12 protein-coding genes are annotated in these 17,448 nt (G+C 59.5%); 4 read left to right on the top strand and 8 right to left on the bottom strand.

Features of this window, described 5'->3' with window-relative positions:
* Nucleotides 1–51: 51 nt before the first annotated feature.
* Both B5G02_RS02300 and B5G02_RS02295 read right to left on the bottom strand, forming a co-directional pair.
* Nucleotides 52–1,638: an alpha-amylase family glycosyl hydrolase gene (locus tag B5G02_RS02300; RefSeq protein ID WP_094335016.1), complete on the bottom strand. Its 1,587-nt coding sequence runs from the start codon at nucleotides 1,636–1,638 to the stop codon at nucleotides 52–54.
* 116 nt (nucleotides 1,639–1,754) lie between these two features.
* A complete protein-coding gene (locus B5G02_RS02295; RefSeq protein ID WP_206383729.1) occupies nucleotides 1,755–2,714 on the bottom strand; it encodes a DNA/RNA non-specific endonuclease in 960 nt (319 codons plus the stop codon).
* 201 nt (nucleotides 2,715–2,915) lie between these two features.
* Between B5G02_RS02295 and mscL the strand changes: the two genes are divergently transcribed.
* The gene (gene mscL / locus B5G02_RS02290; RefSeq protein ID WP_094335015.1) at nucleotides 2,916–3,401 is read left to right on the top strand and encodes a large conductance mechanosensitive channel protein MscL; all 486 of its coding nucleotides are present in this window, start codon (nucleotides 2,916–2,918) and stop codon (nucleotides 3,399–3,401) included.
* Between the two features lie 50 nt (nucleotides 3,402–3,451).
* Here the strand turns inward: mscL and B5G02_RS02285 are convergent, their stop codons facing one another.
* Nucleotides 3,452–5,065 carry a peptide chain release factor 3 gene (locus tag B5G02_RS02285; protein ID WP_094335014.1) on the bottom strand — a complete coding sequence of 538 codons (1,614 nt, stop codon included), beginning with the start codon at nucleotides 5,063–5,065 and terminating at the stop codon, nucleotides 3,452–3,454.
* 105 nt (nucleotides 5,066–5,170) lie between these two features.
* Nucleotides 5,171–5,839: a DUF4867 family protein gene (locus tag B5G02_RS02280; RefSeq protein ID WP_094335013.1), complete on the bottom strand. Its 669-nt coding sequence runs from the start codon at nucleotides 5,837–5,839 to the stop codon at nucleotides 5,171–5,173.
* 634 nt (nucleotides 5,840–6,473) lie between these two features.
* Here B5G02_RS02280 and B5G02_RS02275 point away from each other — a divergent pair.
* From B5G02_RS02275 to B5G02_RS02265, 3 genes are all read left to right on the top strand, one after another.
* Nucleotides 6,474–7,142: an MBL fold metallo-hydrolase gene (locus B5G02_RS02275; protein ID WP_094335012.1), complete on the top strand. Its 669-nt coding sequence runs from the start codon at nucleotides 6,474–6,476 to the stop codon at nucleotides 7,140–7,142.
* Nucleotides 7,143–7,196: 54 nt separating this feature from the next.
* Nucleotides 7,197–7,523: a hypothetical protein gene (locus tag B5G02_RS02270; protein WP_019239049.1), complete on the top strand. Its 327-nt coding sequence runs from the start codon at nucleotides 7,197–7,199 to the stop codon at nucleotides 7,521–7,523.
* Between the two features lie 270 nt (nucleotides 7,524–7,793).
* The gene (locus tag B5G02_RS02265; RefSeq protein ID WP_094335011.1) at nucleotides 7,794–9,899 is read left to right on the top strand and encodes a DUF262 domain-containing protein; all 2,106 of its coding nucleotides are present in this window, start codon (nucleotides 7,794–7,796) and stop codon (nucleotides 9,897–9,899) included.
* A gap of 281 nt (nucleotides 9,900–10,180) precedes the next feature.
* Here the strand turns inward: B5G02_RS02265 and B5G02_RS02260 are convergent, their stop codons facing one another.
* The 4 genes from B5G02_RS02260 to hsdR are packed head-to-tail and all read right to left on the bottom strand — an operon-like array spanning nucleotide 10,181 to nucleotide 17,056.
* On the bottom strand, nucleotides 10,181–10,966 hold the full coding sequence (locus B5G02_RS02260) for a DUF1883 domain-containing protein (protein WP_206383728.1): 786 nt from the start codon (nucleotides 10,964–10,966) through the stop codon (nucleotides 10,181–10,183).
* A gap of 47 nt (nucleotides 10,967–11,013) precedes the next feature.
* Nucleotides 11,014–12,345: a restriction endonuclease subunit S gene (locus B5G02_RS02255; RefSeq protein WP_094335009.1), complete on the bottom strand. Its 1,332-nt coding sequence runs from the start codon at nucleotides 12,343–12,345 to the stop codon at nucleotides 11,014–11,016.
* Nucleotides 12,345–13,772, bottom strand: a complete 1,428-nt coding sequence (locus B5G02_RS02250; RefSeq protein WP_094335008.1) for an N-6 DNA methylase — start codon at nucleotides 13,770–13,772, stop codon at nucleotides 12,345–12,347. The genes B5G02_RS02255 and B5G02_RS02250 overlap by 1 nt, the downstream gene beginning before the upstream one ends.
* The gene (gene hsdR / locus B5G02_RS02245; RefSeq protein ID WP_094335007.1) at nucleotides 13,769–17,056 is read right to left on the bottom strand and encodes a type I restriction-modification system endonuclease; all 3,288 of its coding nucleotides are present in this window, start codon (nucleotides 17,054–17,056) and stop codon (nucleotides 13,769–13,771) included. Before hsdR ends, B5G02_RS02250 begins: the two co-directional genes overlap by 4 nt.
* Nucleotides 17,057–17,448 lie beyond the last annotated feature (392 nt).

The following is a 17,448-nucleotide window of genomic DNA, read 5'->3' as shown; positions in this document are numbered from 1 at the left end:
AGGTCGGCGGGGCGTTTTCGTAGAGCGAGGTATGGTCGGGCGCGGCGGGCGCTACCCCACGAGCTCGAAGAACACGGCGCTCGCGCCGGGCATGCGCAGGCGGCCGTCCGCAAGCCGGCACCCCTCGCCCGCGCCGAGCGCGTAGAGCACGCGCGCCGCCTCGTAAGGGCACGGGATCTCGACCGGTCGCGCCGCAGGGTTCAGCGCCGCGAGCACGCGCTGACCGCCCGGCACGACCTCGCCGGACGCGTCGCGCTCGCTCCGCACGTACACGAGCGGGTAGGCGCCCTGCTCGCAGTACGCGAACTCGATGGCGCCCTTCGCGCCGAGCGCCGGGTTCGCGCGGCGCACCGCGATGAGCCGTTTCACCTCGTGCCAGAGCGACTGCTCGTCGGCCATCTCCGCCTCGACGGTCGGCGCATCGGGCGCATCATCCTGCCTGATGTAGAGCTCGCTCGCCGGCGCGTTCGAGAACCCGAGGTTCCCGCCGGCGCCCCACTGCATGGGCGAGCGCGCGCCCGTGCGGATGTAGCCGCCCTCCACCGACGTCACGTCCAGGTGGAGCATGCCGATCTCGTCGCCGTAGTACACGAAGGGGCAACCCGGCATGGACATGATGAACGCGAAGGCGAGCTTCATCTCCTCCGGGTCGAGGAAGCGCCGCAAGCGCTCCATGTCGTGGTTACCCGAGGGGATGCACATGAGGCCGCGACCGTCGGTGAGGTCGAGGTTGCGCTGGTAGGTTGCCACGAACGCGCTCGCGTCGCCCGCTCCCTCGCGCGCGAACCACGGGTGCTCGCAGCGGAAGAGGTCGAGGTAGTGCGAGGTGCCGAACTGCAGCAGGAAGTCCATGTGGAAGCCCGCGCGGATGGTCTTGTCCGGCTCGCCCCATTCCGAGATGAGCACGGCGTCCGGGTAGGCGTCGTCAAGGAACGCGCGGATGTCCTGCCAGACCTTGATGGTGCCCTCCTGGCCGGGGTCGTTCTTCACGAGCGAGCCGGCCATGTCGCAGCGGAAGCCGTCGCAGCCACGCTCGAGCCAGAACGCCATGACGTCCTTCATGGCCTGGCGCGTGGCGAGCGCCTCGGGCGCGTCCATGGCGCTTTGCCAGGGCTCGGTGACTTCCGCGAAGCCGTAATTGAGCGCGGGCTGGAAGGCGTAGAAGTTCACCGCGACCGCGCCGTCGCGCTCCGAGACGCCGCGCAGGACGCCGTTCACCCCGGGGACATCCCCCACCGGCGTCCACACGCTGTCCGTCCACACGTAGCGGCCGGAGAGCTCGTTCGGCGCCGCCTTGGCCGATTCCCGAAACCACGGGTGCTCGATGGAGGTGTGCCCGGGCACGAGGTCGAGCAGGACGTGCATGCCGCGCGCGTGCGCCTCGTCGAAGAGCCGCACGAGGTCGTCGTTCGTGCCGTAGCGCGGAGCCACCTGGCAGTAATCCGCCACGTCGTAGCCCGCGTCGCCGAAGGGCGAGACGAAACAGGGGTTCAGCCAAAGGGCGTTGCAGCCCAGTTCGCGCACGTAGTCGAGGCGCGCGATGATGCCCGGCAGATCGCCGATGCCATCGCTGTTCGTATCGAGGAAGCTCTGCGGGTAGATCTCGTAGAAGACGGCATCATCCAACCAACTGCTCATAGCGGTCCCCTTCCCTGCGCGCATGGGTCGAAACACGCGCCCATGGTACTACAGCGGGAGCCTAGAGCTGCGGGATATCTGGGATGAAATCTGGCGGGTCGCCGCGCGGCGCGGGCTCAGGGGTTGCACCTGCTACAAGGCTCGTACCCTTGGTCGATGAGTTCGTCGCGCGTACCTGTGTAGTCCCGCTTGTTGTGCGCGCTCATGTCGTCCACCGAAGAGCAGTCGAGGCGGTGGAACTTCCCCGTGTTCACGTTCAGGACGTAGGTGACCTCGTCCGCAGACGACGCCTCACCGTCCCCATCCGCGCTGGGCGCGCGCCAGCTCTCGCCCGTCTCGTAATCGATCTCGACGCCGGGCTGAACGTTGTAGCAGAACACGTTGAACGACACGCCCGCGCCGTCGTCCTCGACCGACTCGGCCTCGACGTGCACGCCGCGTGCGACGAGCTCGTCCCCCTCGAAGACGGGCGTCACGCGGTAGAGCACGTGGTTGCCCGTCTCCTGGACGTAGTCCGCCACCTCGTTCTCGTAGGGCAGCATGCCCTCGACGTTCATGTAGCGCGTGCCCGTGATGAGGTTCCGTTCGTTGGCGTTCTCGCCGGAGAGCTGGTAGCCGATGAGGTGACAGCGGTTGTAGAGGTAGCGCCCGTCCACGAGGTCGTCGTAGCGCACGGTGTGCCAGCCGCTCGGCTTGACCATGCCGATCGACTCGCGGTCCTCTGTGGGCATGGTCTCCTCCCCCACGATGGCCGTCGCCTGGCCGCAGCGGCCGAGGTCGTCGAGTTCCGCATACGTTTCGGCGGGGGCATCGAGGTCCTCCTCGGTGAAGTCGGGCACGTTGCCGTCGACCTCGATCGATGCCGCGCCGTCGTATGCAGGCAGCTCCGAGGCGTCGAGGGTGCCGTCGGGCGCTGCCTGCACGCTCGATGCAGCCGGCGTGGCGGCGCTGCCCTCGTCTGCGGCGGCGGTGATGCGCCCACACCCCGTGACCCCCGCCAGCGCCCACGCGAGCGCAACGACGAGCAGCAGCGACCACGCGGCGCGGCGGCGCGCGAGCCTCATCTCATCACGCATCGACGGCTCCCATCCCTTCGCTATCCGTATCGAGCGTCCGCATCGAGTATCGCCTATGGTGCGGACAAAAGCGCCCCATCTCAACGAGTGCTTTACACGATGTTGTTTCCCCCGGATGCAGTTATCATAGCCCCGCATGGGCATTCCCCGCGGCCGGCAGGCAGCGGGATCCGCGCGACCGACCTCGAGAAAGGAACGCATATGAGCCTTATATCCGAGTTCAAGGAATTCATCAACCGCGGCAACGTGATGGACATGGCCGTCGGCGTCATCATCGGCGGCGCGTTCACCTCTATCGTGACGTCGCTCACCAATGACATCATCAACCCGCTCATCAAGCTCGTGAGCGGCGGCGGCACGGAGATCTCCGGCCTCACCATCCCCGTCCCGGGCACCGAGCGCGGCATCGATTTCAGCTCGTTCATCAGCGCCATCATCAATTTCCTCATTGTCGCCGTCGTGGTCTTCCTCATCGTGAAGGCGTTCAATAAGGCCCAGAACCTGGGCTCCGGCCTCACGAAGGGGCTCACGAGCAAGGTGCTCGGCAAGGACGGCGAGGAGATCGAGGTCGAGATGCTGCCCCCGACCTGCCCGTTCTGCCTCGAGGAGGTCAAGGAGGGCGCGACGCGCTGCCCGCATTGCGCCGCCGAGCTTCCCGAGCCGGCTGCGAGCAAGCCCAAGCGGTAGCGCCCCATCGGGCATCGCCGCACGGGCCGCCGCGCAGCGATGCCTACGGTCTAGAACGTGACGTTGCCGAATTCGGAGAGGCGCAGCCCCGGGTTGTGCTCGGTCGCCCAATCGACGTTCCACGGGCTCGTGAACAGGAGGAGCTTCCCGCCGCGCATGTCCTCCACGCGCAGGGTGTCGCGCGTGAGGTTGAGCTCCGCCACGTCGATAGAGCCCGGCTCGTTCGCGATCCAGCGGATGTCCGTGTAGCCGAGGGGCTGGCGCCGCACGCCCACGTGGTACTCGCTCTTCAGGCGCTGCTCGAGCACGTCGAACTGCAGCACGCCCACCACGCCCACGATGACGCTCTCCATGCCGGCGCCGATCTCGCGGAAGATCTGGATGGCGCCCTCCTGCGCGAGCTCCTCCATGCCCTTCACGAACTGCTTGCGCTTCATGGTGTCCACCTGGGAGACACGCGCGAAGTGCTCGGGCGCGAAGGTGGGGATGCCCGCGAACTGCACGCGCGCGGACGGGGCGCAGAGCGTGTCGCCGATGGAGAACATGCCCGGGTCGAAGAGCCCCACGATGTCGCCGGCGTACGCCTCGTCCACCGTGGCGCGGTCGTCGGCCATCATGGCGGTGCCCGTCGCGAGTTTGATCTTCCGCCCGCCCTGCACGTGCAGCGCATCCATGCCGCGCTCGAACTTGCCCGAGCAGATGCGCAGGAAGGCGATGCGGTCGCGGTGGTTCTTGTCCATGTTGGCCTGGATCTTGAACACAAAGCCCGAGAACGGGTGGTCCACCGGGTCGACCGGCTCGCCCGTGAGCGCGTCGGTGTGAGCGCTCGGCGCGGGGGCAAGGCGCAGGAAGTCCTTCAGGAACGGCTCCACACCGAAGTTCGTGAGCGCCGAGCCGAAGAACACCGGCGAGAGCTTGCCCTTGCGCACGGCCTCGAGGTCGAACTCGTGGTCCGCGCCGTCGAGGAGCTCGATGTCGTCCATGAGCGCATGGTGGTTCTCCTCGCCGATGAGCTCGTCGAGCTCGGGCGCGCCCAGCTCGGCCTCGATCTCGCCGACCTTCTTGGTGGCGTTCGCATGGCCGTCGCCCTCGAAGGCGAGCACATGGCGGCTCGCGCGGTCGAAGACGCCGCGGAAGTTGCGGCCGCAGCCGATCGGCCAGTTCATGGGGTAGGTGCCGATGCCGAGCACCGTCTCGATTTCGTCCATGAGCTCGAAGGGGTCGCGGATCTCGCGGTCGAGCTTGTTCACGAACGTGAAAATGGGGATGCCGCGCAGCGCGCAGACCTTGAAGAGCTTCTCGGTCTGCGCCTCGACGCCTTTGGCGCCGTCGATGACCATGACCGCCGCGTCCGCCGCCATGAGCGTGCGGTACGTGTCCTCGGAAAAGTCCTGGTGACCCGGGGTGTCGAGGATGTTCACGCAGCAGCCGCCGTAGGTGAACTGCAGCACTGACGAGGTGACGGAGATGCCGCGCTGCTTCTCGATGTCCATCCAGTCCGAGACCGCGTGCTTGGCGCTCGACTTGCCCTTCACCGAGCCGGCGCTCTGGATGGTGCCGGTGTAGAGCAGCAGTTTCTCGGTGAGCGTGGTCTTGCCCGCGTCCGGGTGCGAGATGATGGCGAACGTGCGGCGCGAGGCCACTTCCTCCGCAAGGCTTGGCATGGATTTCCCTTCATGAGTCATTGGGGACGGGTTCATTTGACTCACGCACGAGGCGTGAGGCGCGGGGCGGCTGGCAGTGCGATGCCGCCGGCGCGTTCGGGGCGCTTAGGCGATGTCAGCCGCGATGTCGATGTTCTCGCCCACGAGCCCGACGTGCGCGCCCGCTGCCGCCTGCTTGCTTTCGGCATGCGCGATGAGCCACTTGTCGGCCGCCCAGAGGAGCGGCGCGTCGCCCGCGGCGGCGAGCTCGGGGTCGAGTTCCGGCAGGGGGCCGTTCGTACCCGCCGGCAGCGCGATGAGCGTGCGGAAGCCCTCGTCGCCCGCCTGGCAGGGCGCGAAGTGCAGGGTATCCGCGAAGACCTCGATGAGCACGCCGGCGGGCACGCGGAAGGCGCGCACGAGCGAGGTGTCGAGCGTGGCGTCCGCACCCATGCCCTTCACCTGGCCTTGCTTCGCGAGCAGCAGGATGAAGTCGTTGGCACCGAGGTTGAATTCGCTCGAACGGTGATACTCAAGGCAGTTGAGGTGCGTGTTATGCCCGCAGCACCAGCCGAGCTGCGCCGGGCGACCGCCGAAGAGCAGGCCCTTGAGCGCGGGCGCAATCGCGAGCTCCTCAAGCGCGGCCGCGCTCGCCTCGTACTTCGTGCCGTCTTCCGGGCAGGAGGCATGCTCGGCGAGCGCGTGGGCGACGGGCGCGGTAAACGCAGCCGGAACATCCGACCACACGCGGCCGTAGCTGCGGAACGACTCGTCGTAGATGGATTCGATACGCATGGGTTCTCCCCTCGTAAGACACGGCGCTCGCGAGGGCGCACGGCATCTGATAGTGGCTTTTCCCGCTCGATTATCGCATGATTCGACTTCGCGCGATGCCGCCGCTTCGTTTTCGCATGATTGGGCGCAAAATCTAGTAACTTATTTCAGATATGCACGATTGGACGGCACTGTGGGATGCGCGCGAGGTCAGTGTGGCGCGCGTTTGCAGCCCGGCTGAACGGGAGCCGCGGTGTTTCCGCAGGATTCCGCTAATCACCGCTGTCCGGATGCCGACCTGTAACCTCCGAAAAACAATTTCGGCGGCCGCCAGTCGCGCATTTCTGAACTAACTTACTAAAAAATGGTGGTGCAGTTCAGATATGCACGATTGGAGGCGCCTCGAGATCACCCTGACGCGCCGCTCCTCCCGCAAAAACGCTTCATTGAGCCAAATCGCACCGTTTTACGAGAATTTGTCGGCCCTTGCGCGCCGCGACCTCGCTCAGAAGCACCGTCGGCGAGTGGCAATCGCGCATATCTGAATTCCACCACCACTTTTTGCGTCCAGCTTCCCAAAAACGCGAATCGACCGCCCCACAACGCCGCACGCAAAGCGGGTATGAATGAGAAAACGCTTCCAAAGGAGGGCACCATGGCCGATCTTGAGAATGTTCGCGTGTTCACGCAAAGCGCCATTCGCATCCAAAGCGAAAAGGGCACCGTCATATACCTCGATCCGTTTCACCTTACCGATGGTGAGGCGGCGCATGACGCGGACATCGTGCTCATCACCCACGCGCACTACGACCACTGTTCGCCGGACGACATCGCGCGCGTGGCCGGCAAGCACACCGAGCTGGTAGCTCCGAAGAGCATGGAACCTGAGGTCTCGGGGATCGCGGACGCGATCGGGGCGGCTGGACTACACTTCATGCAAGCTGGCGGGCATCTTGAACTGCGGGGCATCGCGATCGACGCGGTGGGTGCCTACAACGTGGAGCCCGAGCGCTTGGGGATGCATCCGCGGGCAAACGGCTGGTTGGGATATGTGCTCACCGTCGATAGCGTGCGCTTCTACGCAGCCGGCGACACCGACCAGAACCCGGACAACGAGCACGTGGTGTGCGACGTGGCGTTCGTGCCCATTGGAGGGACGTACACATGCGACCCGCATCAGGCGGCGGCGTTCGCGAACACGTTGCACCCGCGCGCCGTGGTGCCCATCCACTACGGCAGCATCGTCGGCTCGATGTCAGATTTCGATGCGTTCGCCGCCGAGGTTGATCCAGCTATCAGGGTTGTGCGGAAGCTGGAGTGGTAGATAAACGAACAGCAACTCCGCCGCATCACCGCATGTAGTTCGAAAGGATACGTCATGGGAATCTTCGGCTCGCGTGAGGAAAAGCTTGAAAACAAGGCGCAGCAGTACCGGAACGACGGCATATTCCAATACAACGACACCGTGCGCGCGAGCCTCGCGCCCAAGGACGGCAAGGTGCACGTTGTGATGCTGAACAGCTTCTCGAAGTTCCTGAACCAGACGTTCGAATGCGAGAACAAGTACACCGGGCAAATCGACGCGATCATTTCCGCCATGCAGGACGACGGCTACGAGATTCTGGACGTGAAGTTCAACTCAATCCAAGGTCAGGGACTCTCCGGCAGCATGGAGGGGTTCCATACGCTGGTGATGTATAGGTAAGGGGCGGATATCTGGCCATGAACGAAAGGGAACTTTTAGAAAAGGTCGCGATGACTGAAGCGGACGCCGACGCTCGGAGCGCCGCACATGAGAATGACGAATGAGACGAATCCACATTTAAAAAGCCCCGGTGCGGGAAGCCAGGTGATCGCTCGTCCGACATTACAGGATCAGACGCGACGGACATGTTGCAGGCATCCTGCTAGATTCCCTCCTCTCGTTCTATAATCAACTTACCTCTCCTCCTCTTTACCAGAAAGGGTAAGTCGCATGAAGGCGGTCGAAGCCCAATTCCTTTCGTTGCTCGGATCCGATTTGACTCAATTTGTTATTCCGGTATACCAGCGCGTTTACTCTTGGGATGAACGCGAATGCCAGGATCTTTGGGATGACGTCATGCGGGCGGGAAAGAACGGCAAGCAGCACTTCATCGGCTCGTTCTTATATACTCCGCAGAGCGCTACAACCGCAACATCCCTTAAGAAAAAACTGCTCATCGATGGTCAGCAACGCATGACTACGTTGTCCCTGCTTCTTGCCGCATTCTTCGAGTGGCTTGAAGAGGACGTCACTCGAGGCAGTTTTCTCGAAGACATTAAGGTGAGCGCTCTGCGTAAACGCTACCTCTACAACGATGATGACTACATCGGTGATTCGCGCTATCGTCTCGTTCTTTCTCAAGATGATCGCCCAACGCTTTTCGCCATCGTAGGAAAGACTCCCCTCCCAGACAGCCCCTCCCAACGAATCGTATCCAGCTACGAGTTCTTCAAGCGCAAAATCCAGGCAAAGCACTTCGACGCCAAATCGCTTTGGAACGGCGTAAAAAACTTGCTCATTATCGACACTGAACTTAGCGCAGAAACCGATAACGCACAGCTCATCTTTGAATCGATGAACTCCAAGGGCAAACCGCTTACGCCAATCGATCTCATTCGCAACTACATTCTCATGCGGCTCGACATGAACACCCAAACCACCCTGTACGAAAGCTACTGGCGTCCGATAGAGCTCATGTTTGGCCAACAGCGTGAAGACGAATTCAACGCGTTTATCTGGTACTGGCTTTGGCTCAAGGTGCCTAAGAGGACACCAAAAGAGAACGAAGCCTATCAGGAGTTCAAGGGATACTGCGAAGATAACAAGCTTGAAGACGACCCCAAAGGGCTCCTCGAAGAGCTGCGACGGTATGCGACACGATATGTTCGCATGTTCATGGACAAGGAGCAGGATCCCGATCTCGCGCCCGTCTTTAGACGAATTACTAACCTGGGAGTTAAGCCCGTCCGCCCGCTCATGCTCTCGCTCTACGCGCTTTATGAATCTGGCCGCTTGAGCAAAGCAGATTTCATCGAACTGTGCACGTATCTCGAGTCGTTCCTCTTCCGGCGCGCCGTCATTGGCCGCTTCACCACCGGCCTGAACAACTTCTTCGCGGGAATGTATCAAGAACTCGAAAAGGCCGAGAACCCGAAAGAATACGTTCTCGCTATGCTCCTTTCTCATGGTGAATACATGACGGCATACTTCCCCACCGATGAGGTGTTCGTTGAAAGCCTCAAAACACGCGACCTGTATCATCGCTTCTCAAAGGGGCGGTATTGCCTCGAGCGCTATGAGTCGTTCTTTAATCCAAAAGAACCAGTCCCCGGCAATTTACAGATTGAGCACGTTATGCCACAGAGCATCGAAACTTCCGAGGCATGGCAGGAAATGCTTGGCAAGGACTGGACAGAGATTCACGACGAGCTCTGCAATACGCTTGGCAACCTCACGCTCACTGGGTACAACCAGGAATACTCCAACCGCCCGTTCGAAGAGAAGCTCAATCTTCCCAACGAGGGATTTAAGTCGAGTAGCCTTCATCTAAACAAGTTCATTGCACAACAAACGGTCTGGGACAAAAAGACCATCGAGAAACGTAGCGAACTACTTGCCCAGGAGGCTTTGAGCATCTGGCCGTATCCAGAGCTCGACGAATCGATCGTCGGCCTCTACCGCCCCAAGAGCAAGCAAGAGAAAGGGTCTGGCTGGACGCTGGAAGAAAACCATCCCCTCCTTGCAAAGGGCGGAATATGCTGCAATTTCTTCGAGGAACTCGTTGATACAATAAGCAACGACTTCCCCGACTGGGAGATGTATGTCACCAAGTTCTATGTTGGGTTCAAAGAGGGAACCAAGCTCCATCTGTGTGTTGAGGGACGTTCGACAAAGGGAGGATGGCTGGCGATCGGGCTGTCGCGACAGGCAGACGAATACGTAGATCCGCACTCCCTTTGTCAGGACAAGACGTTTGGCCCCGGCATGCCTACGCGCGTCGACCTTATAGATGAGGGGCAGATTCCGGCGTTGGCGGAACTGCTGAAACAAGGATGATGAGAAGACGTCAGTACCACGCCGTTTTAATTTCTAATTCATGAACGTCGTCAAAACGCATGGATCATACAGGGCTTTCCTTTGGCATGCTTCTTGTCTCGACGTTTAGAATCATGCTGGAACGAGCTGGCCCACCTTTCTTATCCGAGCGCTATTCCATTGTCAAAGTGTGCGAGAACCTTGGCAACATCCGTATAACCCGGCATTTGTGTAGGCCATCTACAGAGGAAATCACCCATGCGTCTGAGGATGCCATGCCAAACTGCCGCGCGAGAAACGAGCTATTCATCCCCCAATATTATCGCAGCGATTTCATGGACAATATCTTCAATACTGTCGGTTTCAGTGTTACGAGCCACCTTGTCGGCAAGAGTCGGAGAATATGCAATGACCTCATCTTTTGTGATATTGTGCCAGATGGGAAGCATAACTTGCTCGCCAGACACCGTTCTTGTGACGATGCCGTCAAGCTCGTAGTTCGTCCACCCTTTCTTAATAAAGTCTCGCGAAATGATAACGATGCCAAATCGACTGTGGGCAAGACCGTAATCGATTTTTCGGCGCAGGCTGTCGCCAATTCTCAGCTCGAACTCGTCATACCAAACGGTAAGCCCAGCAGTCTCAAGAGCCTTTGCTAGTGGCCTTGCAACGGCATCCTTATCTTCTGAAGCATGGGAGATGAACACATCGTAGGTTTTGCCATTTTCGTCTGGTACAACTGCCGCCTCGTCTTTTACAAGAGAGGGAACACTTGAAAGAGGAGCGTTTTGCTTAATCGTAGGCAGCGGCATCGGTTCAACGCTCACGTTTGATCTTACCTGTCCTCTAAGTCCGAATAAATCTACGGTAACGTACCAATGACCACCATGTGGCACAGCAAGTCTCACAGGTGATCTCTTTGCAAGTCCACCGATATAACGATGCTTGCGACCATTTCGATACGCATTGAAGTTGGCGGTATCCATCAAACGCACGTTCGCTGCGCTACCTTTCAAAGAGACAACAACAACTTGCCCTTTCTTGAGGTTATGCAGGTCATAGTATGTAAATTGTGGCTTTGTAGCCATTCGCTCCCTTTCTCTTATGCACCACGAAAAGCCTGTTGAAATTGTCATTACACCTTAGACAGTTCAAGCAGCATTTCCTTCGAAGCAACGTCGCTCGATTTATTGGTGCTCAATCTCCCTCGGAGAGCCCGTGAAAGGATGGCCCGTTTAATCTCCCCGATTCTTTTCAATGTAATCTGCAGCACTTCCTCTGTGGAATTCAATTTGGTAATAGCTTTTGAGAGAACCTCCGCGATAAATTCTTGTTCATCGATGGCCGGAGTTGGCACACGAATGGCACCGAGAGATTTCTTATTAATTTTTGGCAATACTGTTCGCGAGCCCGCATCATAAGTCTGAACAAGAAAATCCTGCGAGAGCATGTAGTACCATAAATACACGGCATTAATTTCTGCATCAATGGGATACATATCTGCACTGCAAAGTCCCTCGCAGTTCGCAATAATCGCCTTCGACAGATAGGGACGGATTTTTGAATACAGTATTTGACCAGGGTAGAAATGGTGCTTGCCGCTGGTAACGCCATCTATAGATACCGTATTGAACCCTAGTAGCTTTCCCGTCTCCCTCTCGATATTGTCAGGAGCGATATGCGGCATATCGAGATACTTTGCCGGATCAACTAAGTTCGTCTTTACTGTAGCGACCTCATCAAATCGTTTATTTTTCCAAGATGAATCCGGAAGCTTCCGATCCTCTCGCCAGCTTTTTGACAGCTCTCCGGTAAATGCCGAATGAAGCAGAGAGACCCTCCGACGTCTTGCGGAGGCGTGCACGTTTTGGATAGCGCCCTCAGCTTCATCTAGCTTGGCAAACAGTCCCTCGACTCGCTCGACAATCCGCCTCTGCTCGGCAAGCGGGGGAATGGGAAGCGGGAACGCGTCAAAATCGCCTTTTTTAATTGATGGCGAGTTGTCACCCTTCATGAATGAAGTAAGCCCGTTTACCGTGTAGTCACTGCAAAGCAGGTGGTACAGATACCGACGATCAATGACAGCGTTTGGGGAGCAGACATAGAACCCGGTAGACGCAACACAATCATCATGGGAGCTATCAACATATGCAATGTTTCTAAGATAGGGACGGACCATCGAAAATAGCGTGTCTCCATCATGCACCCTACGTTTTGCGCGGCTAGGAGCCTTTTCAACAGGTAGGGTTTTAACTTCGCGAATAGCCCGTGCCTTGTTGTCGATTGCATCTATATCAATGTAATCAAAGGATTCCCCGTCAAGATTCGCAGTTTCCATCGGCCTGAGTACAGCAGAAGCTCGCACCCAGCACCAGTTGTCCGGCACGGCGTATGGCTGTTCCTCGCACGGCACCAGCGCTTCCCCGAGGAGCTGCTCGGGCGTCTTCGCCTGCTTCTTGCGCGCCATCACGCCTCCTCGTAGGACTTGAGCTCGGCGACGACGTCGGCAAGCAAGTCCATGGCGTGCTGCAACTGGCCGATCGCCTCCTCAGCGCTCTCAACGGGATCGGGAAGCTCGTCATAGTCGATGATCGAATCGTCCCTGATGAGTCCGATATCCAGACTATTCGTCTCGTTGCCGTCGGCATCGATCTTGCGGATCTCGTCGCGCGTGAACGCGCGCCAGCGCTCGTCCTTCACCGTGCGCCGGTTCCCGGCGGTGTAGGCGACTTCGAACCCGGCAAAGTCCTCGTGCTTCAGCGGATTTTTCTTGCCGAAGGAGCGCATGTTGGTGCGCAGGTCGTAGACCCACACCTCGGTGGTGCTCCCCTTGTCCGCCTTCCCGCGCTCGAAGAACAAGACGTTAGTCTTCACGCCGTTGGCGTAGAAGATGCCGGTTGGAAGGCGCAGGATGGTGTGCAGGTTGCACTTGTCCATCAGGTCGCAGCGGATTTGGTCGCCCACGTTCGACTCGAAGAGCACATTGTCGGGAAGCACCACGGCGGCGCGCCCGCCGCGCTTCAGGCTACGGTAGATGTGCTGCAGGAAGTTCAGCTGCTTGTTGCTCGTGGTGAAGGTGAAGTCGTCGCGCATTGCACGCTCGCCGCCCTTCTTCGTCCCGAAGGGCGGATTGGTAAGCACAACGTCGTACGCCCGCTCGCAAGCACCCGCCGGCGAGAGCGTGTCGCCGAGCTCGATCTTCCCCTCGATGCCGTGGAGCATCGCGTTCATGAGGGCCAAGCGGTGTGTGTCGTGCACGAGCTCGCGTCCGGTGAACGCCTCCTCACGCTGGAACTTCTCCTCGTCGGCGCTCAGGTCAAAGTAGTCGTCGGTCTGTGCCTTTACGTAGGCATCTGCGGCAATCATGAAGCCGAACGTCCCGCACGCAGGGTCGTTGCAGAGCTCTCCGGGTTGGGGCTTTATCAGGCGCACCATCACGTCGATGAGCACGCGCGGGGTGAAGTACTGCCCGGCTCCGGACTTCTTCTCATTCGCGTTCTTCTCGAGTAGGCCCTCGTACAGGTCGCCGAGACCCTCCTCGCGCGCGGAGTACCAGTCCAGTCCGTCGATGCTCTTGATGATCTTCTCGAGGTTGGCAGGCTCGTCGATGTTGGAGGACGCACCCTGGTAGATCTCGCGGATCCTCCCGAAACCCTTCTCGCTAAGCGTGTCGAGCAGCTTCTTGTAGTAGCTCTTCAGCTCGACGCCGGACTTCGATCGAAGGTCGTCCCAGCGGCAGCCCCCGGGGAGCTGCCCCTCCCGCCCGGTCTCTTTCATCATTTTGAGGAACAGGATGTACGTGAGCTCGGTCACGTACTCCTGGTAGGTTATGCCATCGTCGCGCAGCACGTTGCAGAGGTTCCAGAGCTTTGCGACGATTTCCGTTGTCGTCATGCGACCCGCTCCTTGTCGTCATAGAGGTAGGTGTTCAGCTCGACCACGACGTTCGCGAGCTCGCCGTGGAACGCCTTGTCGATCTTCTTGAACCCGCCCTTGCTCTTGAACCGCTCGTCGGTATCGAAAACTGAGGTGTTCAGGACGGAATCGTTTATTAGGTAGGTTTCGATGCGGGAGAGCCAGTTGAGCTCTTGCTTGCTGAAGTCGTGCGCGTTCTCGAGGCGCTGCACGGCGCGGCGGATACGCTCCTCGTGGCTCACCAGGGGCGAACCAATGGCGTAGCGCCTCACCAAGCTAATGATGTCTGCTGTCATCTCCTGGTTCGTCATGTCCGATATTGCGCGGTTCAAGCGCGTCTCGGTGTACCCCTCACGCGAAAGGGTAAGCTCGAGCTCCTTCAACGTCTCCCGCGTGAGATCGCTCGGCTTCGTGACACAGAGGTTGAGCGCGGCGACTTCGTTCATGTTGTTGCGCACGTAGCTGGAAAAGGAATCGAGGTAGTCTGCCGGTACCACACCGCTTCCGTAGTCGCGCGCATGGCTAATCAACACGTCTGCTTTGTCGGTGATAACAATTCCGTGCTTCGCTTTAATATTCATTTCATCGAGGGCTATGAGGATATCGCGCTGTTGCGTGATCCGCGCTTTTGCATCTTGCGGAGGCAGCCCTTTTAAATCGCGAATAAAGTCTTCGAGCGAGATGCCGGCTTTCTGCTCTATGGCGTCATTCCAAGAGCTATAGCCTACAATCCATTGGCTGCTCATCGCGTGTATTTTCCGTTGAATCTTCGCGATGATTCGATCAATCTGCGCTTTTGCCACGCTGTCGTTCTCTACATAGTCAAGACCCTCAATGAGCTGCTCAATCGTAGTCTTCGGATTCGCACTGACAGGGCGCATCGCGGTTACGGGCTCCAGCGCCTCGTACACTCCAACGGGGTCGTAGATCTCGAAGTGCGTTTTGTGGATAGCAGAGCACGGGCGCGTCGCGCGCCCAAGCATCTGCTCAAACAGAATACGCGACTTAACGCGCCGCATGAAGACCAGGGTGGTGATCTGGGGCACATCGATGCCCGTGGTGAGCAGGTCTACCGTAACGGCGATGGATGGGTAGCGCTCGTTCTTGAAGCGCCGCACCAGCTTGCGCACGCGCTTGGAGCTCCCACCGCCCGCAGCAGCGGTAATCTTCATGATGGCGTCGTTGTCCACGCCCGTCTCGGCATAGATCTCCTTCAAGATTCGCACGATCATGTCGGCGTGCGCGTCGTCAACTGCGTAGATGAGCGTCTTGCCCTGCTCCTCGGGCGTCTCGGGGTCGATGTCCTTGGAGATTTCCTCGAGCACAGCACGGTCGAAATTCTCGTCCACGACCCGACGGTTGAAGTCCTCCACATCGAAGTCGAGCTCATCCTTAAGCTCGGCACCGTTCAGAAGTTCGTTCGTCACCGGGTCGTACACCGCGACCGTCTCGCCACGGTCGAGGTGGATGCCGTCCGTCGAAAGCCGTGTCTTGAGCGCGTGCGGCACGTCGTGGTCGACGAGCCAGCCGTCAACCACGGCCTCGCGGTAGGTGTACTGGAAGACGGGCATACCGAAGATCTGAGTGGTGTGCAGCGCGGGCGTCGCGGTGAGTGCGATCTTCACGGCGTCGAAGTACTCGACGACCGCCCGGTACTGGCTCTGGTACTCGCGCTGGTTGCGGTAGAGCGCCTCCTCGTCGGTCATCTCCTTGTCGAGGGTGTAGCCGCGATGCGCCTCGTCCACGATGACCAGGTCGTAGTCGGTGACGGCAGGCTTCAGGTCATCCCCGTTGTAAAGCACGCGCCTCACCATGCTCTGCACGGTGGCGATGGACACGCGCGTCTCGGGATCGATGCCGGCGTCATCGAGCCCCTTCACCTCGTATATCTGGTCAAGCGTGAGGAGTTGGTCGATCTTCACGTCACGGAACGCGTCGCCGGCCTGCTCTCCCAGCGAGTCGCGATCTACAAGGAACAGGATACGTCGGAAGCGATCGGTCTTGAGGAATCGGTAAATCATGGCGAGCGCGGTGCGCGTCTTGCCCGTGCCCGTCGCCATGGCGATGAGCATCATCTTGCGACCGGCTATCACCGCACCCTCGGCGGCCTTCACGGCGCGAATCTGGTAGTCCCGGAGGTTTAGGCCGTCCCTGTCCGTCAATAGATCGTCGGGTTCGCTCGCGAGGCGCGCATTCGCCGCCTTGATATCGGCCTGAAGCTCGTTCATGAGGCCCTCGGGGCTCGGCCACCCTGCGAGCGCCTTGGGCGGGTTGGAGGGGTTCCTCAGGTCGAGCTGCCAAATTCCCGACTTCTGCTCGTACTGCTTAAGATACGGCCTTCCGTTCGTCGCGAACGTAAAGGGCACCTGGTATCTACCGGAGAATTCGCCAATGCAGTAGCATCGATCATCCTGCCTGATGTGGCTCGAGTACTCCTTGCACTGCACGTCGAGCACCGAGGGGATGTCCTTGCTTTCCGCCTTCGCCTCAATGATGCCCACCATCTGCTCCCCGATGAAGAGGGCGTAATCGGCGAAACCGCTCTGCCCACTCGCGGAGTCGGTCGGCCATTCGGCGATTGCAAGGTTGCGCCCCCTCTGCGGGCGCGTTCCCTTCGAATGGCGAAGCACCTGCGTGTCGGCCTCCCAGCCAACGTCGCACAGGGCGCCGTCGACGATGAGCCTCGTCTCGGCCTCGGATTTCGGTCGCTGGTTCTCAGCTTGAAGCACGCGCTTCAAACGCTCTGCCTTGGAAATACGCGGCGCCGCTTTCGCCTGCTCGCGGGTTTCTTTCTCAAGCCTTTCATCCTCGGCGTCATTTTGCCGGTTCGCCTTGCCTGCAACCGCATGTTCCGCGTATGAATCTACGTACTTGACAAGCTCGTATTTCCGCGAGCCGAACGACATGGCGAACCAGAGGCAGATGCTGTGCGCCACACGCACGAGGGAGTCCGCGAGGTCGGGGGACTCGTAGCCGGAATGGACGGCCTTGTTGCGCGCCTTTCTCATCTCATGGAGTAGGTTGGTCACCTGCTTGGGAAGGTAGCCTTCCCGCGCAAGCTTGTTGATCTTGGAAACGGCTTTCTGATCAGAGGGGAGTGCCGTCCCCGTGTAATCGTAGATGAGGTTGACTATGGACTCGCCAATCATGCCGACCTTAATCAAGGCGGAGTTGGGGTCGCTCTTACGGTAGCCGTCAGCCTGGTTACCGTAGGAGGAAAGTATGGGAAACTCGTCCGCAAGGAAATCGAAGTTGCAGCTCACTGCGTCCCACCTGCCTCTATCACAAGATGATTGATGACGCATTGCCGGATGCGAGCGGACGTACTCACGCCAAAGAACGCCGCTTCCTCGGCAAGTGTTTCCTTCAGGTTCGCAGGAATCCGAATAGTCGTAGTGAGCATGTCGCTCTTGGCGAAATAGGCCTCAATCGCAGTTCGATTCGTCCTATCATCGACAAGCCGTCGGAATCCCATACCGTTTCTCTCGCCGAAAGCGAATACAACTTAATACATTGTATCATGCAGCAAGATAACTCCAGGAAATCAAGGCGACAACCTGCTCACCAGCTAAGAATGAAATAGTCCTTCAGATGACCTGAATCCCCACCGCAACCACCCCTACCACGCTCTCGTCGAACATAGACGCATCGCAAG

It is taken from the genome of [Collinsella] massiliensis (assembly GCF_002161605.1).
Taxonomy (GTDB): Bacteria; Actinomycetota; Coriobacteriia; order Coriobacteriales; family Coriobacteriaceae; genus Enorma.
Note: the sequence above shows the minus strand (reverse complement) of the source record. Positions and strands in the feature narration are given on the sequence as shown.